29 protein-coding genes are annotated in these 21,949 nt (G+C 66.0%); 16 read left to right on the plus strand and 13 right to left on the minus strand.

The features are described from left to right. Nucleotides 1–47: 47 nt before the first annotated feature. The 4 genes from ACIPPQ_RS15290 to ACIPPQ_RS15305 form a co-directional block, all read right to left on the minus strand. Nucleotides 48–1,412: a L,D-transpeptidase family protein gene (locus tag ACIPPQ_RS15290; RefSeq protein WP_446544923.1), complete on the minus strand. Its 1,365-nt coding sequence runs from the start codon at nucleotides 1,410–1,412 to the stop codon at nucleotides 48–50. Nucleotides 1,413–1,484: 72 nt separating this feature from the next. Further along, nucleotides 1,485–2,846, minus strand: a complete 1,362-nt coding sequence (accC, locus tag ACIPPQ_RS15295; RefSeq protein WP_446544924.1) for an acetyl-CoA carboxylase biotin carboxylase subunit — start codon at nucleotides 2,844–2,846, stop codon at nucleotides 1,485–1,487. Nucleotides 2,847–2,857: 11 nt separating this feature from the next. Beyond that, entirely contained in the window at nucleotides 2,858–3,343 is a 486-nt protein-coding gene (gene accB / locus ACIPPQ_RS15300; protein ID WP_446544925.1) for an acetyl-CoA carboxylase biotin carboxyl carrier protein, read from the minus strand. Between the two features lie 69 nt (nucleotides 3,344–3,412). Next, nucleotides 3,413–3,853: a type II 3-dehydroquinate dehydratase gene (locus ACIPPQ_RS15305; RefSeq protein WP_446544926.1), complete on the minus strand. Its 441-nt coding sequence runs from the start codon at nucleotides 3,851–3,853 to the stop codon at nucleotides 3,413–3,415. Nucleotides 3,854–3,933: 80 nt separating this feature from the next. On the opposite strand from ACIPPQ_RS15305, the gene thiS reads away from it, so the two are divergent. The 3 genes from thiS to ACIPPQ_RS15320 are packed head-to-tail and all read left to right on the plus strand — an operon-like array spanning nucleotide 3,934 to nucleotide 5,263. Next, the gene (gene thiS, locus ACIPPQ_RS15310; RefSeq protein WP_446544927.1) at nucleotides 3,934–4,134 is read left to right on the plus strand and encodes a sulfur carrier protein ThiS; all 201 of its coding nucleotides are present in this window, start codon (nucleotides 3,934–3,936) and stop codon (nucleotides 4,132–4,134) included. Beyond that, on the plus strand, nucleotides 4,134–4,484 hold the full coding sequence (locus tag ACIPPQ_RS15315; protein WP_446544928.1) for a VOC family protein: 351 nt from the start codon (nucleotides 4,134–4,136) through the stop codon (nucleotides 4,482–4,484). Before thiS ends, ACIPPQ_RS15315 begins: the two co-directional genes overlap by 1 nt. 2 nt (nucleotides 4,485–4,486) lie before the next feature. After that, nucleotides 4,487–5,263 carry a bifunctional sulfur carrier protein/thiazole synthase protein gene (locus tag ACIPPQ_RS15320; RefSeq protein WP_446544929.1) on the plus strand — a complete coding sequence of 259 codons (777 nt, stop codon included), beginning with the start codon at nucleotides 4,487–4,489 and terminating at the stop codon, nucleotides 5,261–5,263. 9 nt (nucleotides 5,264–5,272) lie between these two features. On the opposite strand, the gene ACIPPQ_RS15325 is transcribed toward ACIPPQ_RS15320, so the two are convergent. After that, nucleotides 5,273–6,010: a pentapeptide repeat-containing protein gene (locus ACIPPQ_RS15325; RefSeq protein ID WP_446544930.1), complete on the minus strand. Its 738-nt coding sequence runs from the start codon at nucleotides 6,008–6,010 to the stop codon at nucleotides 5,273–5,275. 214 nt (nucleotides 6,011–6,224) lie between these two features. Here ACIPPQ_RS15325 and ACIPPQ_RS15330 point away from each other — a divergent pair, with 214 nt between their 5' ends. Further along, nucleotides 6,225–6,407 (plus strand): CsbD family protein, encoded by a 183-nt coding sequence (locus tag ACIPPQ_RS15330; protein ID WP_327456057.1) that lies wholly within the window; start codon nucleotides 6,225–6,227, stop codon nucleotides 6,405–6,407. A gap of 69 nt (nucleotides 6,408–6,476) precedes the next feature. Here ACIPPQ_RS15330 and ACIPPQ_RS15335 read toward each other — a convergent pair whose 3' ends face one another. The 3 genes from ACIPPQ_RS15335 to ACIPPQ_RS15345 all read right to left on the minus strand — a co-directional run bounded on the left by ACIPPQ_RS15335 (nucleotide 6,477) and on the right by ACIPPQ_RS15345 (nucleotide 8,471). Continuing rightward, nucleotides 6,477–7,226 (minus strand): hypothetical protein, encoded by a 750-nt coding sequence (locus tag ACIPPQ_RS15335; RefSeq protein ID WP_446544931.1) that lies wholly within the window; start codon nucleotides 7,224–7,226, stop codon nucleotides 6,477–6,479. Between the two features lie 136 nt (nucleotides 7,227–7,362). After that, entirely contained in the window at nucleotides 7,363–7,914 is a 552-nt protein-coding gene (locus ACIPPQ_RS15340; protein WP_446544932.1) for a GNAT family N-acetyltransferase, read from the minus strand. A gap of 158 nt (nucleotides 7,915–8,072) precedes the next feature. Further along, nucleotides 8,073–8,471, minus strand: a complete 399-nt coding sequence (locus ACIPPQ_RS15345; protein WP_446544933.1) for a glycine zipper 2TM domain-containing protein — start codon at nucleotides 8,469–8,471, stop codon at nucleotides 8,073–8,075. 181 nt (nucleotides 8,472–8,652) lie between these two features. Between ACIPPQ_RS15345 and ACIPPQ_RS15350 the strand changes: the two genes are divergently transcribed. Further along, on the plus strand, nucleotides 8,653–8,874 hold the full coding sequence (locus ACIPPQ_RS15350; protein WP_054588143.1) for a hypothetical protein: 222 nt from the start codon (nucleotides 8,653–8,655) through the stop codon (nucleotides 8,872–8,874). A gap of 28 nt (nucleotides 8,875–8,902) precedes the next feature. After that, nucleotides 8,903–9,820: an EamA family transporter RarD gene (gene rarD / locus ACIPPQ_RS15355; RefSeq protein ID WP_446544934.1), complete on the plus strand. Its 918-nt coding sequence runs from the start codon at nucleotides 8,903–8,905 to the stop codon at nucleotides 9,818–9,820. On the opposite strand, the gene pyrC is transcribed toward rarD, so the two are convergent. Beyond that, nucleotides 9,817–10,842, minus strand: coding sequence for a dihydroorotase (pyrC, locus tag ACIPPQ_RS15360; RefSeq protein WP_446544935.1), 1,026 nt, complete (start codon nucleotides 10,840–10,842; stop codon nucleotides 9,817–9,819). The two genes, rarD and pyrC, sit on opposite strands and share 4 nt — an antisense overlap. Before the next feature lie 56 nt (nucleotides 10,843–10,898). On the opposite strand from pyrC, the gene ygfZ reads away from it, so the two are divergent. The 4 genes from ygfZ to ACIPPQ_RS15380 all read left to right on the plus strand — a co-directional run bounded on the left by ygfZ (nucleotide 10,899) and on the right by ACIPPQ_RS15380 (nucleotide 13,748). Next, on the plus strand, nucleotides 10,899–11,624 hold the full coding sequence (ygfZ, locus tag ACIPPQ_RS15365; RefSeq protein ID WP_446544936.1) for a CAF17-like 4Fe-4S cluster assembly/insertion protein YgfZ: 726 nt from the start codon (nucleotides 10,899–10,901) through the stop codon (nucleotides 11,622–11,624). Between the two features lie 32 nt (nucleotides 11,625–11,656). After that, the gene (locus ACIPPQ_RS15370) at nucleotides 11,657–12,277 is read left to right on the plus strand and encodes a hypothetical protein (protein ID WP_446544937.1); all 621 of its coding nucleotides are present in this window, start codon (nucleotides 11,657–11,659) and stop codon (nucleotides 12,275–12,277) included. Nucleotides 12,278–12,315: 38 nt separating this feature from the next. Beyond that, nucleotides 12,316–12,867 (plus strand): retropepsin-like aspartic protease family protein, encoded by a 552-nt coding sequence (locus tag ACIPPQ_RS15375; RefSeq protein WP_446544938.1) that lies wholly within the window; start codon nucleotides 12,316–12,318, stop codon nucleotides 12,865–12,867. A gap of 215 nt (nucleotides 12,868–13,082) precedes the next feature. Continuing rightward, nucleotides 13,083–13,748, plus strand: coding sequence for an MBL fold metallo-hydrolase (locus ACIPPQ_RS15380; protein WP_446544939.1), 666 nt, complete (start codon nucleotides 13,083–13,085; stop codon nucleotides 13,746–13,748). Between the two features lie 6 nt (nucleotides 13,749–13,754). On the opposite strand, the gene ACIPPQ_RS15385 is transcribed toward ACIPPQ_RS15380, so the two are convergent. Next, nucleotides 13,755–14,195 carry an MAPEG family protein gene (locus tag ACIPPQ_RS15385; protein ID WP_446544940.1) on the minus strand — a complete coding sequence of 147 codons (441 nt, stop codon included), beginning with the start codon at nucleotides 14,193–14,195 and terminating at the stop codon, nucleotides 13,755–13,757. A 353-nt stretch (nucleotides 14,196–14,548) separates the two neighbouring features. On the opposite strand from ACIPPQ_RS15385, the gene rpmF reads away from it, so the two are divergent. The 5 genes from rpmF to ACIPPQ_RS15410 all read left to right on the plus strand — a co-directional run bounded on the left by rpmF (nucleotide 14,549) and on the right by ACIPPQ_RS15410 (nucleotide 17,705). Then, nucleotides 14,549–14,728, plus strand: coding sequence for a 50S ribosomal protein L32 (rpmF, locus tag ACIPPQ_RS15390; protein WP_011541714.1), 180 nt, complete (start codon nucleotides 14,549–14,551; stop codon nucleotides 14,726–14,728). 22 nt (nucleotides 14,729–14,750) lie between these two features. Next, nucleotides 14,751–15,785 (plus strand): phosphate acyltransferase PlsX, encoded by a 1,035-nt coding sequence (gene plsX / locus ACIPPQ_RS15395; protein WP_446544941.1) that lies wholly within the window; start codon nucleotides 14,751–14,753, stop codon nucleotides 15,783–15,785. Further along, a complete protein-coding gene (locus ACIPPQ_RS15400; protein WP_446544942.1) occupies nucleotides 15,782–16,747 on the plus strand; it encodes a beta-ketoacyl-ACP synthase III in 966 nt (321 codons plus the stop codon). The genes plsX and ACIPPQ_RS15400 overlap by 4 nt, the downstream gene beginning before the upstream one ends. A gap of 254 nt (nucleotides 16,748–17,001) precedes the next feature. Next, on the plus strand, nucleotides 17,002–17,295 hold the full coding sequence (locus ACIPPQ_RS15405) for an integration host factor subunit alpha (protein WP_327456027.1): 294 nt from the start codon (nucleotides 17,002–17,004) through the stop codon (nucleotides 17,293–17,295). Nucleotides 17,296–17,324: 29 nt separating this feature from the next. After that, nucleotides 17,325–17,705, plus strand: a complete 381-nt coding sequence (locus tag ACIPPQ_RS15410) for a MerR family transcriptional regulator (protein WP_446544943.1) — start codon at nucleotides 17,325–17,327, stop codon at nucleotides 17,703–17,705. A 3-nt stretch (nucleotides 17,706–17,708) separates the two neighbouring features. On the opposite strand, the gene ACIPPQ_RS15415 is transcribed toward ACIPPQ_RS15410, so the two are convergent. The 3 genes from ACIPPQ_RS15415 to ACIPPQ_RS15425 all read right to left on the minus strand — a co-directional run bounded on the left by ACIPPQ_RS15415 (nucleotide 17,709) and on the right by ACIPPQ_RS15425 (nucleotide 21,423). Further along, nucleotides 17,709–18,260 (minus strand): SixA phosphatase family protein, encoded by a 552-nt coding sequence (locus ACIPPQ_RS15415; protein WP_446544944.1) that lies wholly within the window; start codon nucleotides 18,258–18,260, stop codon nucleotides 17,709–17,711. Between the two features lie 57 nt (nucleotides 18,261–18,317). Then, nucleotides 18,318–21,053: an ATP-dependent DNA helicase gene (locus ACIPPQ_RS15420; protein ID WP_446544945.1), complete on the minus strand. Its 2,736-nt coding sequence runs from the start codon at nucleotides 21,051–21,053 to the stop codon at nucleotides 18,318–18,320. 127 nt (nucleotides 21,054–21,180) lie between these two features. After that, a complete protein-coding gene (locus ACIPPQ_RS15425; RefSeq protein ID WP_446544946.1) occupies nucleotides 21,181–21,423 on the minus strand; it encodes a GIY-YIG nuclease family protein in 243 nt (80 codons plus the stop codon). Between the two features lie 88 nt (nucleotides 21,424–21,511). On the opposite strand from ACIPPQ_RS15425, the gene ACIPPQ_RS15430 reads away from it, so the two are divergent. After that, nucleotides 21,512–21,946, plus strand: coding sequence for a hypothetical protein (locus ACIPPQ_RS15430; RefSeq protein WP_446544947.1), 435 nt, complete (start codon nucleotides 21,512–21,514; stop codon nucleotides 21,944–21,946). The last annotated feature ends 3 nt before the right edge of the window (nucleotides 21,947–21,949 follow it).

The raw sequence follows: 21,949 nt of genomic DNA on the forward strand, positions 1-21,949 counted from the left end.
ACTTCCGAAGCCGTCGCCCGGGCGACGGCTTCGTCGGGCGCCGCTTATCAATAGATACCGCTGGTCCCCGGCGTCGTCGCGCGTGCGGTGGTCGTGACCGTCGGAACGACGGCCGGCGGCGTCGGTGCGACGATCGTCGCGGTCGGGCGGCCGGGCTTGGCAAAGCTCGCCACCACGGGCGCGTCGCGGCCATAGATGTCGGCGAGCTTCTTCACCCCGCCCTTGCCGTCGGGAATAACGGTCCAATAAGCGACATAGACGGGGAAGGGGTTATCGAAGCCGAAGCGCGTCGTCTTGCCGCTCGCGATCGCCTCGCCGAATTCCTCGGGGCTCTTGCCCGCAAACATCACCGCCATCAGGCCCGAGAAGTGCAGCGCGCGCTCGGTGCGGATACAGCCGTGGCTGAATGCGCGCGCCGCCGCGGCGAACGCGCCCTTCGACGGCGTGTCGTGGAGGTAGATGGCGTGCGGGTTGAGCATCTCCATCTTCATCACGCCGAGCGCGTTGTTCGCACCAGGCTGCTGCACGACCGACAGCGTCTTGCCGCTGCCCGTCCAGGTATAGCCCTGCGCGCGCGCCGCCGACGGGTTGCGTGCGATCGTCGCGCCGATGCCTTCGTTGATGATGCTGCGCGGCAGCGTCCAGGTCGGGTTGACGATGATCCCGGTCGCCATCGGGTTGAGTTGCGGCGTAGGGGTCGAATTCTTGCCGACGACGGCCTTGTGCGTCGCGATGATCGTGCCGCCATGGACGACGCGCGTCACATATTCGGGGACGTTGCTGACGACATAACGTTCGCCTAGCGTGCGCGGCATCCAGCGCCAGCGTTCCATGTTGACGCGGATCGCATTGGCATCGGCCGGGGTCTTTGCCTTCTTCAGCGACGCCTTGAGCGCGGCGAAATCGGGGTGCACGGGGTCGAGCGTCGCGAGCGTTTCGCTGACCGTTCCGGCGCCCAGCGCCGCGGCGAGAAGCGACAGCAGGGGTTCGCTGTCGCCGTCGCTGTCGACCATGAACCACTGCTTGCGCGCCGCGTTGGGCGTGCGCCCGTCGCGCAGGTGCGTCGCGAGCAGCAGGAAGGTGTCGGTCGCGGTCTTGTCGAGCCGCGCCTGATCGCCGCTCATGATCGCGGCGGCGAGTGCGTCGGGGCTGTAATCCTTTGCGAACAGGCCTTCGGCGCCGACGCCCTCGATCGAGGCGAGCAGCGCTTCGGCATTCTGTTTCGACCAGCTCGGCAGGTTCGCCTCGGCCGCGGTCTCGACGACGGGGGCGTCGTCCTTGACCTTGTCGGGCTGGAGGACGACCGAATCCTCCTTGACGTTCGTCTGCGCGGCGACGGGCGCCGCGAGCAGGGTCAGCGGGAGGAAAAGCGCCGCAGCGGGACGCGCCGAAATGGGGGAGTTTTTGACCATGGTTAAAGCCCATAGCCAAAAACTATCCGCAATTAAAGTGAGCGGCCGCACACTCCGTCGCAAGAATAGATGTCAGGCTTTCGCCTCTTCATCCTGCCGTGCCAGCCATTCTTCGAGCCACTTGATCGTATAGTCGCCGTGGATCACGTCGGGGTCGGCGAGCAGCGCCTGGTGGAGCGGGATGTTCGTCTTGATCCCGCCGATCACCATTTCCTCGAGCGCGCGGCGCATCCGCATCATGCAGCTTTCGCGGCTGCGGCCATAGACGATCAGCTTGCCGATCATGCTGTCGTAATAGGGCGGGATCGAATAGCCGGCGTAGAGCCCGCTATCGACGCGCACATGCATCCCGCCTGCGGCGTGATAGCTCGTCACCTTGCCCGGCGAGGGCAGGAACGTCCGCGGGTCCTCGGCATTGATGCGGCATTCCATCGAATGGCCGCGGAATTCGAGATCTTCCTGTTTGACCGAGAGGCCCGCGCCGCCCGCGATGCGGATCTGTTCGCGGACGAGGTCGAAGCCGGTGATCATTTCGGTCACCGGATGCTCGACCTGGATGCGCGTGTTCATCTCGATGAAGAAGAATTCGCCATTTTCCCACAGGAACTCGATCGTGCCGGCGCCGCGATAGCCCATTTTCGCCATCGCGTCGGCGCAGATGCCGCCCATGCGCGCGCGCTCCTCGGCAGAGATGATCGGCGAGGGGGCTTCTTCGAGCACCTTCTGGTGGCGGCGCTGGAGCGAGCAGTCGCGCTCGCCGAGATGGATCGCCTGCCCCTTGCCGTCGCCGAACACCTGGAATTCGATGTGGCGCGGGTTGCCCAGATATTTTTCCATATAGACGGTGGGATCGCCGAACGCGGCCGCCGCTTCGCTCGATGCCTGACCCATCAGGCTTTCGAGGCTGTCTTCGTCGGGGACGACCTTCATGCCCCTGCCGCCGCCGCCCGAGGCGGCCTTGATCAGCACCGGATAGCCGATTTCCTTCGCGAGCTTTTTCGTTTCCTCGCTGAAGGTCACCGCGCCGGGCGAACCCGGAACGACGGGGAGGCCCAGCGCGACCGCGGTGCGCTTGGCCTCGACCTTGTCGCCCATCGTGCGGATATGCTCGGGCTTCGGCCCGACGAAGACCATGTTGTGCGCTTCGATGATCTCGGCGAAACGCTCGTTTTCGGAGAGGAAGCCATAGCCCGGATGGATCGCGTCGGCGCCGGTGATCTCGGCCGCCGCGATGATCGCGGGGATGTTGAGATAGCTGTCCTTCGCCGCCGGCGGGCCGATGCAGACGGCTTGGTCGGCAAGGCGGACGTGCATCGCGTCGGTGTCGGCGGTCGAGTGGACCGCGACGGTCTTGATGCCCATCTCGTGACATGCGCGGTGGATGCGCAGCGCGATCTCGCCGCGGTTGGCGATCAGGAGCTTTTCAATGGCCATGGGTGAGGGGCTCAGCCGATGGTGAACAGCGGCTGGTCGAATTCGACCGGCTGGCTGTTCTCGACATGCACGGCCTTGAGCGTACCAGATGCAGGGGCGACGATCGGGTTCATGACCTTCATCGCCTCGATGATCAGGATCGTATCGCCGGCCTTCACCGCCGAACCGACGGCGGCGAAATTGGGCGCGCTCGGTTCGGGCGCGAGATAGACGGTGCCGACCATCGGCGACTTCACCGCGTCGGCGAAGCTGTCGGCGGCGGGGGCAGCGGCCGCGGGCGCCGCGGCGGGTGCGGCCGGCGCGGCGGCGGCGGGCGCAGCGACCGGCGCCGGGGCGTAGGCGACGGGCGCCGCGGCGGTCAGCGTGCGCGCGACGCGCACCTTGCGCTCGCCATCCTCGACCTCGATTTCGGAAAGCTGCGTGTCGTCGAGCAGTTCGGCGAGCGCGCGCACGAAGGCCGGATCGATGTTGATGCCATTGTCTTTATGGTCACCCATGAGAATTTTTCCTGTTGTTGCGGCGTCGGTGTACCGACGCTCGGACCCCGTTTTTGATGCGCCCTATTGTCAGAGACGGGCGGCGGCGTCCAGCGCCAGCGTATAGCTGTTCGCGCCGTGTCCCGCAAAATGCGCGACCGCTGCCATGCCGACATAGCTGATGTGCCGGAATTCCTCGCGCTTCATCGGATCCGACAAATGGACCTCGATCACCGGCACCTTGATCGACTTGATCGCGTCGTGGATCGCGATCGAGGTGTGCGTATAGCCCCCCGCGTTGAGCAATACCGCCTTCGCGCCCGCGACATAGGCCTCGTGGAGCCAGTCGATCAGCACGCCTTCATGGTTCGTCTGGCGGCATTCGACCCGCAGCCCCAGTTCGGCTGCCTGTGTCTCGAGCCGCGCGTGGATATCGTTCAGCGTGTCGTGGCCATAAATCTCGGGCTCGCGCGTTCCGAGCAGGTTGAGGTTGGGGCCGGAGAAGACGAAGACGGTGGGAAGGTCGGGCAAGAGGCGGTCTTTCGGTTGCGACGCAGGGCGCTCCCCCTATATGGGCTGCTCGGCAAAGGCAAAGCAAGGCGGATTCCCCAGTGATCTCGGTCATCCTCAACGGCGAACAACGGCAGGTGCGCGAAGGCAGCGTTGCCGATCTTGTCGCCTCGGTCGGTCTCGACGTGAAGAAGGTCGCCGTCGAGCGCAACCGGGTGATCGTGCCGCGCTCGACGCTGGCCGATGTGACGCTCGCCGAGGGCGATGCGCTGGAAATTGTTCATTTCGTGGGGGGCGGTTGATGCCGGTCGCGCGCATCGTACCCAATCGCTATGCCGACGACGTGCGGACCGGCGAGGGCTTTTTCAACGAGGTGCTGGGGCTGGAAACCGCGATGGCGATGGATTTCATCGCCACCTATCGCTCGGGCAGCCAGCCGATGGCGCAGATCAGCATTCTGACTGGGGATCCCTCGGGGCTGCATCCCGCCTATTCGGTCGGGGTCGACGATGTCGACGCGGTGCATGCGCGGGCGGTCGCGGCGGGGCACGAGATAGTATACGCCCTGCGCGACGAGCCGTGGGGCGTCCGCCGCTTTTTCGTTCGCGATCCGCTCGGCGATATCGCGAACGTGGTACAGAATAAGGATTGAATGTGGACAAGATCGACAGTTGGACCGTCGCCGGCCGGACTTTCACGTCGCGGCTGATCGTCGGCACCGGCAAGTACAAGGATTTCGAGCAGAATGCCGCGGCGGTCGAAGCGTCGGGGGCGGAAATCGTCACCGTCGCGGTGCGCCGCGTCAATGTGTCGGACCCGACCGCGCCGATGCTAACGGACTATATCGATCCGAAGAAGATCACTTACCTGCCCAACACTGCGGGCTGCTTCAACGCCGACGACGCGATCCGCACCTTGCGGCTCGCGCGCGAGGCGGGCGGTTGGGACCTTGTGAAGCTTGAAGTGCTCGGCGAGGCCAAGACGCTCTATCCGAACATGCGCGAGACGCTCGAGGCGACCGAAGTGCTCGCGAAAGAGGGCTTCCTTCCGATGGTCTATTGCGTCGACGATCCGATCGCGGCGAAGCAGCTCGAGGATGCGGGCGCGGTCGCGGTGATGCCGCTCGGCGCGCCGATCGGCTCGGGGCTGGGCATCCAGAACCGCGTCACGATCCGCCTGATTGTCGAGGGCGCGTCGGTGCCGGTGCTTGTCGATGCGGGCGTCGGCACGGCGAGCGACGCCGCGGTGGCGATGGAGCTCGGCTGCGACGGCGTGCTGATGAACACCGCGATTGCCGAAGCGAAAGACCCGATCCGCATGGCGCGCGCGATGAAGCTTGCGGTCGAGGCGGGGCGTGATGCGTATCTTTCCGGGCGGATGGGGCTGCGCAAATATGCCGATCCGTCGAGCCCGCTGGCGGGGCTGATCTAGGCGGGTCCTTCAGCCCGGATAGATTTCCAGCCCCATCGCGGCCAGGAGGTGCGTCTGCTGGTCGGCCGATATGATCAGGCCGTCGAGGCTCGCCAGCTCCTTCGGATTGAGGCCCGCGACGTCGGCTTCGCGAAGGTCGGCGCGCGCGAGTTTGGCGCCGGCGGTCAGCGCGAGGACCAGGTCGGCGCCGCGCAGGTCGGCGCCCTCCAGATCGGCATCGAACAGCACGGCTTCGCGGAAATTCGAGCCCGACAGGTCGCAGTCGGGCATCCGTATGCCGTTCAGGTCGGCGAATTCGAGGTTGCAGCCGCGTATCGTCGCCGCGGTCTTGACGAGCTTGCGCCCGAAGGTCCGGCTGAAATCGGCTTTGTGAAATGCGGCGCCGCGCAGGTTGCACGCGTCGAACTCGATGCCGAACAGCGCCGACCGGTCGAATTTGGCGAAGGACAGATCGGTGCGGGCGAACCGCGTCTGATCGAGGCGGGAGAAGGCGAATTGCGCGCCGACATGGCCGGCGTCGTCGACGAAGGAGCAATTGTCGAAAATCGCGTCACGCATGTCGACATTGGCGAAACGGCAGCGGATCAGGCGGCATCCGGTCAGGCGCGCGTCTTGCAGGCAGGTTCCGCTGAACTGTACGTCGCGCATCACGCAGCCGGTCAGCATCGCGCCCGCGAGGTCGGCGTCGGCAAAGTCGCAATCCGACAGATCGGTCTGTTCGATGACGCAGCCCGGCTCCAGTTCCACCGCTCGCTCTCCCCAATCCAGCCAGGCTGCGTAAGGAGATGATTGGAACGTATCAAGAACATTGTTCGGCGGGTCGGCTTGATGCGACCGCCATCGGTCGATTACCTCCTGTAGTGAACGCCTTGTCCCAAACGGCGGAACAGCTTTCCCGGCCTTCCGTTGGTCTCACAAGAGGCGAGCCCCTCCCGCCTCTGCCAAGATAAGGAGACTCCCCATGGGTGAATTCACCGAAAAGGCAAAAGGCCTCGCCAACGAAGCTGCTGGCAACACCAAGCAGGCGATCGGCAAGGCGACCGACAACGAGCGTCTTCGCGCCGAAGGCGAAGCGCAGGAACGCAAGGGTGAAGCCCAGAACCTCAAAGGCAAGGTGCAGGGCGCGCTTGGCGACAAGATCTGACGGGCTGTTCGTCCGCCAAGAAAAAGGCCCCGGGAAACCGGGGCCTTTTTTTTGGGCTTGCGGGAAGGACTATTTCCCGCCCGATGCCACCAGGTCGACGTCGGTCATCGCGCCGTCGCGGCGCATCATCAGCACATAGGCGAGGTCGCCCTTGGTGCCGCCGAGCATATGTTCGTTGCCGTTGACGCGGTGATCGCTGGTGTAGCCCGCGCGGATCGCCATCGTGTGATAATAGTCGAGCACCGCCTGCATCGATGCCGCGGTCTGGAAATTGACGACGCGGATATTGCATTTGCCGCCCGCGATCCCTGCGGCCTCGCGCAGCGTCGCGCGCGGATAGACCTTGAAGGCGGCGGGCAGGCGATCGGCCCACGCATTGCCATAGGTCAGCTTCGCGTCGCAGCTTCCCTTTTGCTGGTCGCGCGCGAGGGCGCCGATCGTGACGGGGCGCTTTTCCGCTTCGCAGCCGTCGCATCCGGCCTCGAAGGGCAGGGCTTTCGGCGCGGCGAGCAGCTTGCCGGCGGCCAGCGCAGCGGCGGCTTCGGCGGCGGTGGCGGCCTTGCCGCCCGCGATGCCGGGGACGCCGCCGTCTACGGGCCGGTTGCCGGGACCCACGGCGTTGCGGTTCGACTGGTCGGCGAGCTTCGGATCGACCATGATCTTGTCTTCGAGCGCGCCCTTGATCGCCGGATCGGCGTTCGTCAGCCCGTCGTCGAGCGGCGCGAGGTCGGCCTTTGCATTGGGATTGTCCCGGCAACCGGCAAGCGGTGCGGCCGCCATCAGCAAGCCGGCAACGAGCCATTTTCCGCGCAACATCATCGCTAACACTCCCTTAATCCTGTGACGGGAATGCCCGATCCTGACCAAAAAGGCGCAAATAAAATGCGTTAACGGGCGAGGCTTTGTTAGCCGAGAACTGTCTCGGAGCGAGACGCTTTTGCCGATATCGCGATTTTCAGGGCAGGAATTCCTTGCGCTTCACCCGCCAGGCATCGGCACTTTGCGTCCACGCGTCGACCGGTGCGTCCTCGAACGGCGCGGGCAGGCGGGTAGGGCCGCTGTTCATCGCGCCGAGCCGCTTGGCGAGCGCCTGCGAGCGCGTGTTGGCGGGATCGATGCTGTGCATCAGTTCGGGCCACTTCAGGAATTCGACCGCAAAGTCGCACGCCGCGACGCTGCCTTCGAGCGCATAGCCCTTGCCCGCGAATTTGGCGCGCACGCCATAACCGATCTCGGGCGCGGGCCAGCCCTCGGGCTCCCATGGGCCGAGCCGTCCGACCCATTCGCCGGTTGCCCGCTCGATTACCGAAAACATCGAAAAGCCGCGGATGTGCCAGGCACCCGCGAGCGTGCACCACATGCGCCAGGCCTGCGAGCGCGGGCAGATGCCGCCGATGAAGCGCATCGTGTCTTCCTCGGTGCACATTTCGGCAAAACCGTCGAAATCTTCGGTCGCGGGCGGGCGCAGGATCAGCCGCTCGGTGACGAGCAGGGGGCCGTTTAACATCTTCATTCTCCGGCAACGTTGGCCGGTGCTTCTGCGGCAAGCGCGCCTGTTCGGCAAGCGGATACGCTTGAGGGCACCGGCGGTGAAACCGGTGCCCTCTCCATCAGCGTGTACGGGTGGAGGGGTCCAAACCCGCACTCGAGACGGGTGCTGTTGGCTTAACGGCAGCGATATTTGTCGCGGTCGATCTCGCGGCCGAGCAACGCGCCGCCTGCGGCGCCGAGCACGGTGCCGAGCAGCTTGTCGCCGCCGCCCGCGATTTCGTGGCCGGCGAGGCCGCCGACCGCGCCGCCGATCAGGAGGCCGGTCGTGCCATTGTCCTTCTTGCAGCGATAGCGACCATCATCGCCGCGCCAGATGCGGGTGTTCGAATTGACGCGCTGGTCGCGCGCATAATAGCGGCGATCCTTGCGCTTCTTGTGGAAGCCCGAAGACTGGTCGAGCTGATGGAAGCCATCCGCCTTCGCCGGTGCCGCGATACCCGCATAGGCGGGCGCGGTCAGGGCGACGCTGGCGGCGGCAAAAGCACCCATCAGGCCCTTGGTGAGATTACGCATATTAAGTCCTTTCCTGGTTCGGCGCCTCGTCCCGCTTGGCGAGACCGGGCGCTTCGATGTGAGAACGGCCATGGTCTCGCCGACGTTGCATGAACGTTAGGCAACAAGACGAAGCGAGTGCATATGTCGATGAACCGAAAGGCTCTTGCCGCATCGGCAATGCCGTGCGACAGTCCCGGCCATGCTCAATATCGGATCGCTCGTCATTGGCGTTATCGCGCTGGTTTTGGCCGTTTTCGCCTTCATCCCGCTGCTCGGCTGGGCGAATTGGGTGATCATACCCTTCGCCGTCGTCGGGCTCGCGCTCGGCGCGATGTCGGACAAGACGAGCGGGCGCAACCTGAACATCGTCGTCATCGTCATCGGCGTGATCCGCCTGATGCTGGGCGGCGGCATCATCTGAATTTCCGGCCGGAAGGCGGTTTGCAATCATGACCGAGGACAAGGCCCCGGCGGGGAGCCATCAGGGCGGCTTGCCCTATGCGCTCGCGGCCTATGGCATCTGGGGCTTCGTCCCGCTGTTCTTCAAGCTGCTGAGCAGCGTCCCGCCGGTCGAGGTGCTGGCACAGCGGATCATCTGGTCGCTGCCGCTCTGTTTCCTTATCATGTTCTTCCGCCGCCAGATCGGCGAATATCTGGCCGTGCTGACGGACTGGCGGACGCTGCGCCTGTTGCTCGCGAGCGCGCTGCTGATCGCGGTCAACTGGCTCGTCTATATCTATTCGATCTTCACCGACCATGTGCTTGCGGCGAGCCTTGGCTATTATCTCAATCCGCTCGTCAACGTGATGCTCGGCATGGTGTTCCTTGGCGAGCGGCTGTCGCGGCTGCAACTCGCGGCGGTCGTGATCGCGGGTATCGGCGTGGCGATCCTGCTCGCGGGCGCGCTCGATACGCTGTGGATCAGCCTGACGCTCGCCTTTTCGTTCGGCATATACGGGCTTATCCGCAAGGTCGTGCCGGTCGGGTCGCTTCCGGGCCTCGCGATCGAGACGACGGTGTTATTCGTGCCCTCGCTGGCGATCGCGGCCTTTTACCTGTGGGCCGGGGACGGGCGCGGTTTCGGCTCTGACGGGTCGATCAGCGCGCTCCTGATGGCGGGCGGTATCGTAACCGCCGTGCCGCTCCTGCTCTTCGCGACCGCGGCGCGGCGGATGAGCTATGCCGCGCTCGGCTTTGTCCAGTTCCTCGCGCCGACGGTGCAGTTCCTGCTTGGCCTGTTCGTTTTCCACGAGCCATTGAAGCCCGCACAGCTCGCCTGCTTCATCCTGATCTGGGCGAGCATCGCGGTGTTCAGTTTCGACATGTGGCGCAAGATGCGCGCCGAGCGGATGATGCCGGCGGCCTAGACGGCGATCCGCCAGCCGATCGTTTCGCCGGCGTGGAAGGGAACGACCTCGCCGATAATGTCGGGAACGGTCACCGACGCGCGTTCGAGCGTCACCGTGCCGGTGTTGAGCGGCAGGCCGTAGAAGTTCGGGCCATGCTCGCTCGCAAAGCCTTCGAGCTTGTCGAGCGCGCCATCCTGATCGAACGCGATCGCATAGCTTTCGAGCGCATAGGGCGCGTTGAAGATGCCCGCGCATCCGCACGACGCCTCTTTCGTGTGCACCGCGTGCGGGGCGCTGTCGGTGCCGAGGAAGAATTTGGGCGAGCCCGAGGTCGCGGCGGCGCGCACCGCGAGCCGGTGGTGCTCGCGCTTCGCGACGGGCAGGCAATAGGCGTGCGGGCGGATGCCGCCGACGAGCATCGCGTTGCGGTTGATGTGGAGATGCTGCGGCGTGATCGTCGCGGCGACATTGGCGGGTGCATCGGCGACGAACTGCGCGGCTTCCGCCGTCGTGATATGCTCGAACACGATCTTCAGCGCGGGCAGCGCGTGCACCAGCGGTTCGAGCGTGCGTTCGATGAACACCGCCTCGCGATCGAAGATGTCGACGTTATGGTCGGTGACCTCGCCGTGGATCAGGAGCGGCATGCCGATGTCCTGCATCCGTTCGAGCACGCCCATGATGTTCGCGACGTCGGTGACCCCGTGCGCGCTGCCCGTGGTCGCGTGCGCGGGATAAAGTTTGGCCGCGGTGAAGACGCCTTCGGCATGGCCGCGCGCCATCTCTTCAGGGCTGCTGTGGTCGGTGAGATAGGCGACGATCAGCGGCGTGAAGTCGAGGTCCGCCGGCACCGCGGCGTTGATACGGTCGCGGTACGCGCGGCCTTCCTCGGCGGTGGTGACGGGCGGCGACAGGTTCGGCATGATGATCGCGCGCGCGAACTGGCGCGCGGTATAGGGCGCGACATGGTCGAGCATCGCGCCGTCGCGCAGATGGACATGCCAGTCGTCGGGGCGGCGGATCGTCAGGCGGTCGGTCATGCGGGACTCGTCAACTTGTGGGTTGGTTTTAGCTGGCGTGTCCCTAGATTATCGCCATGGCCAATACCACCCTGATCAACCGCGCGCTCATCCGTCTGTCGGGCGAGGACGTCCGCGGCTTCCTGCAAGGTCTCGTCACCAACGACACGTCGGGCAATCTGCCGGTGTGGGCGGCGCTGCTCTCCGCGCAGGGCAAGGCGCTGTTCGATTTCCTGATCTGGGGCGACGGCGACGACCTATTGATCGACTGCGAGCGCGACGCGGCCGGGGACCTCGCGAAGCGCCTGACGCTCTATCGTTTACGCCGCGCGATCACCATCGAGCGCGAACCCGATCTGTGCGTCCATTGGGCGCCGCAAGACGACCTTGGCGTTGTCGATCCGCGCCTGCCCGAACTCGGCCAGCGCTGGCTTGCGCCGGCGGACGAGGGCGAGGGGGCCGACGAACGGTGGCGGGCGCACCGGCTGGCGCTCGGCGTCACCGAAGGCCGCGCCGAACTCGGCGACGGCACGACGCTGTGGCTCGAATGCAATGCCGCCGAACTGAACGGGGTGAGCTTCACCAAGGGCTGTTATGTCGGGCAGGAAAATACCGCGCGGATGAACTGGCGGCAAAAGGTCAATCGGCGGCTCGTCGTCGTGCCGCTGGCCGGGGCCGACGAAAAACGGCAGGTCGTTGCGTATCCCGATCTCGGCTGGTCGGTCGAGCACAGGCGGACCGAGAATATCGACGCCGCGGCGGCGCCGGCATGGCTGCGCGTGGGGCTCGCCGCCGGTTCATGACAGGTGCAGCCTTTGCTGCTAGATTGCCCGCCATGCGCGCTATGCTGATTTCGTCGGCGCTCGCCGCCGCTCTCGCCTTGTCGACCGCCGCAACCGCGGCGCCGACGTCCTTGCTGCCAACCCAGCCGGAGGCGGTGCAGGCACCCGCGCGCCTCGCGCCGCTTGCCGCGGATTCGGCATGGACGCCGCGGTTCGAGGCGGCCGCGGACGAACTGGTCACGGCGTTGCGATCGCGCGACGAGGCGCGCTGGGCGCCGCTTTTCGGCGGACAGTGGCTGGCGGCGGCCGACCGCGATCGGATCGCCGGCCTGCTCCACGATCGCCACAGCCCATTCCTGCACGCGCTGTTCTCAAAAGGCTATACGCATCGCGCCATTTTCGGATGGAGTGCGCCTGCCTCTTTGAACGCCGACGAGCGCGCAGCGATCGAGGCGGGCCAAGAGGCCGAGGCGCTCGTCTGCTGGTCGGCAGGCGGCAATGGCGACGGGCCATGGCCCGCGACGGCGGGCGAGGCCGACAATCGACCCGGCCGGTCTTATGCCTGCGCGCGGATCGCTTACTCGATTCGCGGCGACGCGCCGACATGGCGGGCGTTCATCGAGCAAGGCACGGACGCGGCGATGGTCGCGGCCGACGCGCGCGAACCCGCTTAACCAATCTCCAACCCTCCCTTGCGATAATAGCGCCCATGATGGGGCGTTTCCTTGGGCTGGCCGCGGGTATCGCGGTGGTGTCGATCGGTATGGCGGGCATCGCCGGCCGCGCGACCGACAATGCCGCCGGACCGGCGGCCGAAAGTGCGCAGGACAACAGCAACTGGACGACCGAGCGGCGCAAGAGCGGGGGCTGGTCCTCAGCGGCAGGCGGTGCGCGCTCATCGGGCGAGGTGCGGCTGGGCCGCGCCGCCGACTCGCATTTTTATGCCGACGCCGAAATCGACGGGCGGAACATCCGCATGATGGTCGACAGCGGCGCGTCGATCGTCGCGCTGACGCGCCGCGATGCCGAGGCGCTGGGGATCAACGTCGACGACCTTCCGGTCGGGGGCAGCGCGAGTACCGCGGGCGGGGTCGTCTCGATGCGTCCGGTGATGCTCGACAGCGTCGAAGTCGACGGGATCGAGGTGCGCGGGGTGCATGCGGCGGTGATCGACGCCGACATGGGCGTGTCGCTGCTCGGGCAAAGCTTCCTCTCGAAACTCGACGCGGTGAATGTCGAAGGCGACACGATGACGCTGCGTTGAGGGCGGCTTTGGGTTGGTGAGCGGACGTTGCGCCCTCTCACTTCCGTCATCCCGGGCTTGACCCGGGACCCGCCTTTCTTCTTGCTGACGGTGAAAGGCAAGGCAGGCCCCGGGTCAAGCCCGGGGTGACGAGGTAAGATCTTATGACCGCTTCCAGTCGAATGCCGCCGTTCCCGCTCTTGCCATTTTCGCCGCTTTTCCCCACATCGGCGGCCATGAACGCTCCCGAACCCCCGATGCGCGCGGCGATCGTCCCGGTCACCGCTTTCCAGCAGAATTGCACCTTGCTGTGGTGCACCGCGACGAACAAGGCGGCTTTCGTCGACCCCGGCGGCGACCTCGACAAGCTCAAGGAGGCGGTGCGTCAGACCGGAGTCGAGGTCGAGAAGATCCTCGTCACCCATGGCCATATGGATCATTGCGGGCAGGCCGGGATGCTCGCGAAGGAACTGGGCGTGCCGATCGAGGGGCCGCACGAGGACGACCGCTTCTGGATCGACGCCTTTGCCGAGGACGGCGCGCGCTTCGGCATGGTCGGCGAATCGTTCGAGCCCGACCGCTGGCTGGTCGATGGCGACAAGGTGACCGTCGGCAATCTCGAGATCGACGTCATCCATTGCCCCGGGCACACGCCGGGGCATGTCGTCTTTCACCATGCGCCGTCGAAGCTGGCGATCGTCGGCGACGTGATCTTCCAGGGATCGATCGGGCGCACCGACTTTCCGCGCGGCAATCACCAGCAATTGCTCGATTCGATCACGCAGAAATTGTGGCCGCTCGGCGGCGACACGACCTTCCTGCCCGGACATGGCGCGCACAGCAATTTCGCCCACGAACGGCGAACCAACCCGTTCGTGAGCGATATGGCGCTGGGCAGCTAGGCCGGTTCAGCGCGGCGCGATCGCCACCGTTTCTTCCACGGCGGTCGTCGTGATGCTCGTCGGCGTCATATAGACGATCAAGAGCGCGCCGATCGCAAGGCCGAGCTGGGTCAGCATCGTGATCGCGGTGCCGGCCATGCGGCACCACATCATCCCGTCCATGCCCAGTGCATGCAGGATGCGCCCGACCAGATAGAGCGCGCCGACGCCCCACAGCCACATCGACGAGCCGAGGCCGAGTTCGACGAGCGCGAGCAGGATCAGCACGAAAGCGGTGTTTTCGACGAAATTGCTGTGCGCGCGCATCCGGCGGGTGAGCAGGTCATTGCCGCCGTCGCCGATGAACAGCTTTTCCTTCGTGCGAACACGCCCGACACGCACCGAAAGCCAGAGATTGAGCAGCGCCGCCCCCGCGGCGATCGTCAGGCTGATCGGCAAGATTATCATTTGGCTTCCCCCTTATGGGCCGGTCGTTCCGGCGGCGAGCGAGATGTGGCACTGCGCGAAGGGCAGGGCAAGCTTGCGCTATCCCTCTGTCGCCCGGCACAACCGAGAGAATGACGCTATGGCTATTCGAGCACGCAATGGGCTTGCCTTTGCGGGCAAAAACGCTATAGCCGCGCCCGATCCGGCACCCGACACCATCTGGCGTTGAGGCACCCTCCGGCGGAAGATTTTCCTGCACTATTCGGGCAGGAACAGCCTTCGGCTTGGCGGGCGGGCCAGTCATTTCCGGTAACGGGAACGACAACTCCGGGTAGCCGATTCGTGACACACTATTTGAGAATGCAGGAAATATCATGGCCGTTCCCAAGCGAAAAACCTCGCCCTCGAAGCGCGGCATGCGTCGCAGCCACGACAGCCTGAAGGTCGAAGCCTTCCAGGAATGCCCGAACTGCGGCGAGCTGAAGCGCCCGCACAACCTTTGCAACGCCTGCGGCCATTACAATGGCCGTGAAGTGGTGTCGGTCGGCGCATAAGCATTAGCCGGAGGGCGTCCTGATGGCACTGACACCGCGAATCGCAATCGATGCGATGGGCGGTGACGTCGGCGTGCGCATGATGCTCGCCGGCGCCGCGATGGCGCGCCACAAGCACGACGGCCTCCGCTTCATCCTCGTCGGCGACGAGGTGCAGATCAAGGCGGCGCTCGAAAACCATCCCAACCTGCGCGCGGCGTCGGATATCATCCACACCGACGGCGTCGTGTCGGGTTCGGACAAGCCGAGCCAGGCGCTGCGCAAGGCGAAGAGCACCTCGATGGGGCTCGCGATCGATGCGGTGAAACGCGGCGATGCCGGCGGTGCCGTGTCGGCGGGCAACACCGGCGCGCTGATGGCGATGGCGAAACTCGCGCTGCGTACGATGCCGGGGATCGACCGGCCGGCGCTCGCCGCGCTGCTGCCGACGCTGGGCGACAATGACGTCGTCATGCTCGATCTGGGCGCCAACACCGATTGCGACGCCAACAATTTGATCCAGTTCGCGGTCATGGGCGCCGCCTATGCGCGCACCGCGATGGGCCTCGAACGCCCACGCGTCGCGCTGCTCAACATCGGCACCGAGGAACTGAAGGGCACCGACGAGATCCGCGATGCCGCCGCCCGACTGCGCGAGGCGCACGGGCTGCCGATGCAATTCACCGGCTTCATCGAAGGCGACAAATTGTCGCGCGGCGATGTCGATGTGATCGTCCACGACGGTTTTTCGGGCAATATCGCGCTCAAGACCATCGAGGGGACGGCGCGCTTCGTCACCGACCTGCTCCGCCGCGCCTTCACCAGCTCGACGCGATCGAAGATCGGATTCCTGATCTCGCGCCCGGCGACCGAACTGCTCAAGCATCATCTCGACCCCAACAACCATAATGGCGCGGTGTTCCTCGGCCTCAACGGCGTGGTGCTCAAAAGCCATGGCAGCGCGGACGCAAAAGGGGTCGCGAACTGCGTCCACCTCTGTGCCGAGCTGATCGAAAAGGACATTACGCGTCAGGTGACCGAGGATCTCGCGAATTTCCGCAGCGGCGACGCGGCATGACGCTGCGCGCAATCCTGGCGGGCACCGGATCGGCCTTGCCGCGCACGCGCGTTTCGAACGCCGAACTGGCCGATCGAGTCGACACCAGCGACGAATGGATCGTCGAGCGCACCGGCATCCGCTTTCGTCATATCGCCGAGGCCGATGAAACGACTGCGACGCTTGGCGCCGATGCGGGGCGGCAGGCGCTGGCCGCGGCGGGTCTCGAACCCGCCGATATCGGCCTGATCATCGTCGCGACCGCGACCCCCGATAATACGTTCCCGGCCAGCGCGACCAAGGTGCAGGCTTTGCTCGGCACGCCCGATTGCATCGCCTTCGATGTCGCCGCGGTCTGTTCGGGCTTCCTCTATGCCGTGTCGGTCGCCGACTCGATGCTGCGCACGGGTGCTGCGAAGCACGCGCTGGTGATCGGTTCCGAAACCTTCAGCCGCATCCTCGACTGGGAAGACCGCACGACGTGCGTGCTGTTCGGCGACGGCGCGGGGGCGATCGTCCTGTCGGCCGAGGAGGTCGGCGACGATCGCGGTATCCTCGCGACGCGCCTCCACGCCGAGGGCAAATATTCGGACATGCTCTATGTCGACGGCGGGCCGTCGACCACCGGCACGGTCGGCCATGTTCGCATGCAGGGCCGCGAAGTGTTCCGCCATGCCGTCACCAACCTCGCGTCGGTGCTGGGCGAGGTGATGGCCGACGTCGGCCTGTCGGCGGATCAGATCGACTGGGTCGTCCCGCATCAGGCGAACAAGCGAATCATCGACGCGACCGCGAAAAAGCTGGGCTTGCCCGCCGAGCGCGTCGTGCTGACCGTCGACCAGCATGCCAATACGTCGGCGGCGTCGGTGCCGCTGGCGCTTGACCTTGCGGTCCGTGACGGACGCATCAAGCGCGGCGACCTTGTCGTGCTCGAAGCGATGGGCGGCGGCTTCACTTGGGGCGCGGCGGTCCTGCGCGTTTAGGCTACTTGCTGCACCGGCCCGCTCCCCCACCCGGCCTCCCATAGGCTACTATCGTTGGGGAGGCCGGGTGGGGCAGCGGGCCGGTGCAGCCGCCACACCAGTGGATGGAGTTCACCGCGTCAACTTCTCCTTCCATCCGTTTCAGTTTGGCGGATTAATTCGCATTTGTTACATATGCGGACAGGGACTCGTGACGGTGGGGGCTGTCAGGGAACCATTGGTGTATTTTCGCTTCAGAGGGGGAAGGGATCAACATGACCGCAGGGACTCTTACGCGAGCCGACATTGCGACGCGGATCAACCAGCAGATCGGGCTGTCGCGCAATGAATCGGCCGCCATCGTCGAATCGATTCTCGATCATATGTCCGACGCGCTTGCCGTCGGGCAGAATGTGAAGATTTCGGGTTTTGGCACCTTCGTGCTGCGCGACAAGGCGCAGCGCATCGGCCGCAACCCGAAGACCGGCATCGAAGTGCCGATCCTGCCGCGGCGCGTGATGACCTTTCGCGCCAGCCAGACAATGCGTGCCCGCGTTGCCGGCAACTAAACCGCACCCGAGCCATGTCGGGTCTTGATATGACCGACGATGGCGGCAAGGCACCCGCCGCCATGCTCGCGATCGGCGAGCTGGCGGTGCGGATCGGTGTCCCGACGCATGTGCTGCGCTATTGGGAAACCCGCTTTCCGCAATTGCGGCCGCTCCAGCGGTCGGGCCGCCGGCGCTATTACCGCGCCGAGGATGTCGCGCTCGCCGAGCGCATCCACCATCTGCTGCACGTGCAGGGCTTCACCGTCGAAGGCGCGCGCAAGGCGCTGTCCGAGCCGGGCGCTGCGCCCGCACCGCGCGCGCCGTTGACGCGCGAGGTGCTCGATAGCGCGGCGCCGGGGCAAGTCGGGGGCATTCCGGTGGAAGCGCTCGTGGCGCTGCGCCAGCGGCTCGCGGCGGCGCTCGACTAGATCCTAGTCATTGTCCATCGCCGGCGCGAGCGCCGGGTCGAGGTCGCGCGGGCGGATGAAGCCCACGAAACGCGCGCTGTTCACATCGAGATCGTGCCAGTCGCCGATATCGAGTTCGAGCCGCGCCAGCGCCGATGTCGGCAGTTTTTCCTCGACCTTCGCGCGCAATTCATCGTCGGCCGATTCGGGGACGAGCATCAGGATCAGATCCTCGAGCCCCGGATTATGCCCTGAAATCAGCAGGTTCTGCGCGTCGCGCCCCGTGTCGCGGATCACGTCGATCAGCGTCGCGGCCGACGCGAGGTAGATGCGGCGGTCCCAATGCGGCTCGAGCGTATCGAGGTCGGCGGCGGGCTGGAAGATATCGAGCGTTTCGGTCACGCGCACTGCGGGCGAGGCGATGATACGATCGACGGGCAGCTTCTGGCGCTTCAGCCATTGCCCGATCAGTTCGGCACCGCGCGCGCCGCGCTTATTGATCGGCCGGTCGAAATCGCGTTCGACCTGTACGTCCCAACCCGATTTGGCGTGGCGCAAAATGGTCAAGCTTTTCAAAATATCTCCCCGCGTTCGCGCGCTTATGCCCTCGTTCGGGGGCCTTGTGCCGGAAACTTATGACGGTGAAAAGGCTGGAAACGCTGTTTTTCTGCGCTCGACGTTCGCGGCGGCGACATGGTTTACCGCTTCGTCGAGCGGCAGGCGGCGGATCGGGGTGCCTTCAGGGAAGGCGCTGAGCAGGCGCGACGGGAAGCTGGGCGAGAGCATCACGAACTGGCCGAAATCGTCGGCGCGGCGGATCAGCCGCCCGAACGCCTGCCCGATGCGTGCTCGGATGACCATGTCGTCATAGGCGCTGCCGCCCTGCGCCGCGCGCCGCGCGGCGTGGAGGATCGTCGGGCGCGGCCAGGGCACGCCTTCCATCACGACGAGCCGCAGCGAATCGCCGGGCACGTCGACCCCGTCGCGCAAGGCATCGGTACCCAGCAGCGAGGCGTGCGGATCGGCGCGGAAAATGTCGACGAGCGTGCCGGTGTCGAGCGGATCGACGTGCTGCGCGAACAGCGGCAGCCCCGCGCGCGCCAGCCGGTCGGCGATGCGCGAATGGACGATGCGCAGCCGCCGGATCGCGCTGAACAGCCCGAGGGCGCCACCACCCGCCGCCTCGATCAGCCGGCTGTAGGCCCCGGCGAGCGCGGGCAGGTCGCCGCGCGGAATGTCGGTGACGATCAGCACCTCCGACTGGCGGGCGTAGTCGAACGGGCTCGGTACGGCGAAATGCTGGACCCCACTTTCCATGTGACGTGCGCCGGTGCGGATATCGGCATCGATCCAGCCGCCGCGCCCATGACCGCCATTGCGCAAGGTCGCCGACGTCACGAGCACACCCTGCGCCGGGCGATACACGACCTCGGCGATCGGCCGCGCCGGATCGAGCCAGTGGCGATGGAGGCCGCAGTCGAACTCGCGCCCGTCGTAGCGGTCGACCGCGAGCCAGTCGACGAAATCGGGGTCGGCAGGACCTCCAACACGCCCGAGCAGCGAAAGCCAGCCGCCCAAGGTGTCGATCCGGGTGCCGAGGCTGTGCCGCGCGCCGTCGACCCTTGCCCGGGCCTGCCCGTCGAGCCAGTCGGGCGGGTCCTCGATCAGCGCCTCGAGGCGCTTGCCGAGCGCCATCAGCGGGCGCAGCAGTGCCTCGACCGCGTCGCTCGCGCTGGCCGCAGCGGCGACCAGTTCGGAATCGGGGTCGGCGAGTTCGGTTTCGAGCCCATAGCCGGCGTCGGCGGTGCGCGTGTCGACCGCGCGGGCATAAACCTGTCCGCGTACCGCGACGAGCAGGCGCTCGATCGCACCCCACGGGTCGTTTTCCGACAAGCGGCCGAGCCAGCCGTCGCCGGGCAGCTCGGCGGCGGCCGCGATCGCCGACTGGATCGCGCGGTCGCCCGCCTCGTCATAGCTTGCGACATCGGCGAGGCGCGCGGCGAGCCCGCGGCGGCGCCCGCGTGACTTGCCCTCGGGCCCCAGCACCCAGCGGCGAATTTCGACGGCTTCCTGCCCGGTCAGCGCCGCGGCGAACATCGAATCGGCGGCATCCCACAGGTGATGCCCCTCGTCGAAGATCAGCCGCGTCGCGGGCGCGCCGCCGTCGCGCGGGCGCGCGGCCTGCACCATCGTCAGCGCATGGTTGGCGATGACGATATCGGCCTGCGTCGCGGCGCGCGCCGAATGCTCGATGAAGCATTTCCTGAAATGCGGGCAGCCCGCATAGATACACTCGCCGCGCCGGTCGGTCAGCGCGGTCGTGCCGTTGCGGCGGAAGAGGGCGGGGAGCCAGCCGGGCAGGTCGCCGCCGATCATGTCGCCGTCGCGCGTATAGGCCGCCCAGCGGGCAACAAGCTGTGCGAGGATCGCCGCGCGCCCCGAAAAGCCGCCCTGCAAAGCATCCTCGAGGTTGAGCAGGCAGAGGTAATTTTCGCGCCCCTTGCGCACGACGACCTTTTCGCGGTGCGTCGCGGCGTCGGGGTAGAGCCGCTCGGTCTCGCGCGACAACTGGCGCTGCAGCGCCTTGGTGAAGGTCGAGATGCAGACGCTGCCCGCCGACTGGTCGATCCATTGTTTGGCGGGGGCGAGATAGCCCAATGTCTTGCCGATGCCCGTCCCCGCTTCGGCGACGAGCATCTGCGGCGCATCCTTGCGATCGCGCGGGGCAAAGATCGCGGCGGTCGCGCGCGCATAATCCTGCTGCCCCGGCCGCCGTTCGGCGCCGTCGCCGGTCAGCCGGTCGAGCCGCGCCGACACATCGTCCTCATTGATCGTAACCTGCCGCGGCGCGCCGCGCGGCGGCACCTCTTCCCATTCGGGGAGGCGCGCGAACAACCAGCGTTCATTGGCGTCGGGCTGCGACAGGCGGGGCTGGATCAGCGGCGACCACGACCAGCGCTGGCGCGACAGGGCCTGGACGCCGTGCCATGCGCCCTCGCGCTCGGGCCAGTCGGGGTCGACGAGGCTGGCGAGCATCGCCGCGGCTGCCTTGGGCAGGAAGGCGGCGATATCCTCTTCGCCTTTCGGCGGCGTCAGGCCGATCGCGGCGGCGATTCCCGCCGGAGTCGGCACGGCAAAGCGCGCGGGATAGAGGAAGGCGAAGAGTTCGAGCAGGTCGAGTCCCGACAGCTCGGGATAGCCGAGCCGGTCACCGGTCAGCGTCGCATTGAGGAGCAGGTGCGGGGTCGCCGCGACCGCGGCAATGGCCTCGCCGCGCCCGACGCGCTGCACGCGCCCGTGCGCGTCGGCAATCCAGATGCCGATATGGCTCGCATGGATCGCGGGCAGGGTAAGCGGGTCGGGAGCCATCGCTCCACGCTAGGGACAAAAGGCGAACGCGGCAAGGTGGATGGCGGCCTTGCGACTATCTTTCATCCGTTCGTCCTGAGCTTGTCGAAGGACCGTTCTTGCTCTTTGCCAAGGCCGAAATCTTGTCTCAGTCGCCCCGGATGAGCGCCATCTTCTTGGCTCGACTCCATCCCTTGATTCGGCGTTCTGCTTCCAATGCCTCAATGCGTGTCGAGAATTCCTGGCTCCAAACTAGAACGATGGGCAATCTGTCGGAGGTGAAGCCGGCTATCGCGCCGGATTCGTGCTGTCCTATGCGGTGAGGAAGATTATCCGTGTGACCGGTGTAGAAAGTGCCGCCGCGGCAGTGCAGGATATAGGTCCACCGCACAGGTAGAAGAAAGAACGGCCCTTCGACAAGCTCAGGGCGAACGGAGGGAGGAGTTCCTTCCTCTCTACAACGCGAAAGGATTCTTGGGATGAGCGAAGAAGCGGCGATCGGGACGGTGGTCGACGAGATGTATGCGATGATCTCGGGCCCCAAGGGGCCGCGCGACTGGTCGCGGCAGGCGAATTGCTTTCACCCCGATGCGCGGCAGATCCGGACGTGGATCGACGCCGACGGACGCGCGACGTTCCGGAACATGGGACTCGAAGACTATGCGCGCGACACGACGCCCTTCTTTGCCTCGAACGATTTTTTCGAAGTCGAGATCGGACGGCGGATCGACGTGCTGGGCAATATCGCCCATGTCTGGAGCGCCTATGAAGCGCGCACCGCGCTCGACGACGCGCTGCCCGAACGGCGCGGGATCAATTCGATCCAACTGTTCAAGGATCCCGACCTCGGCTGGCGGATCATGGCGATGATCTGGGACAATGAGCGCGAGGGCGCGGCGATCGCGCCTTTCTGACTT

Source organism: Sphingopyxis sp. LARHCG72 (genome assembly GCF_052871675.1).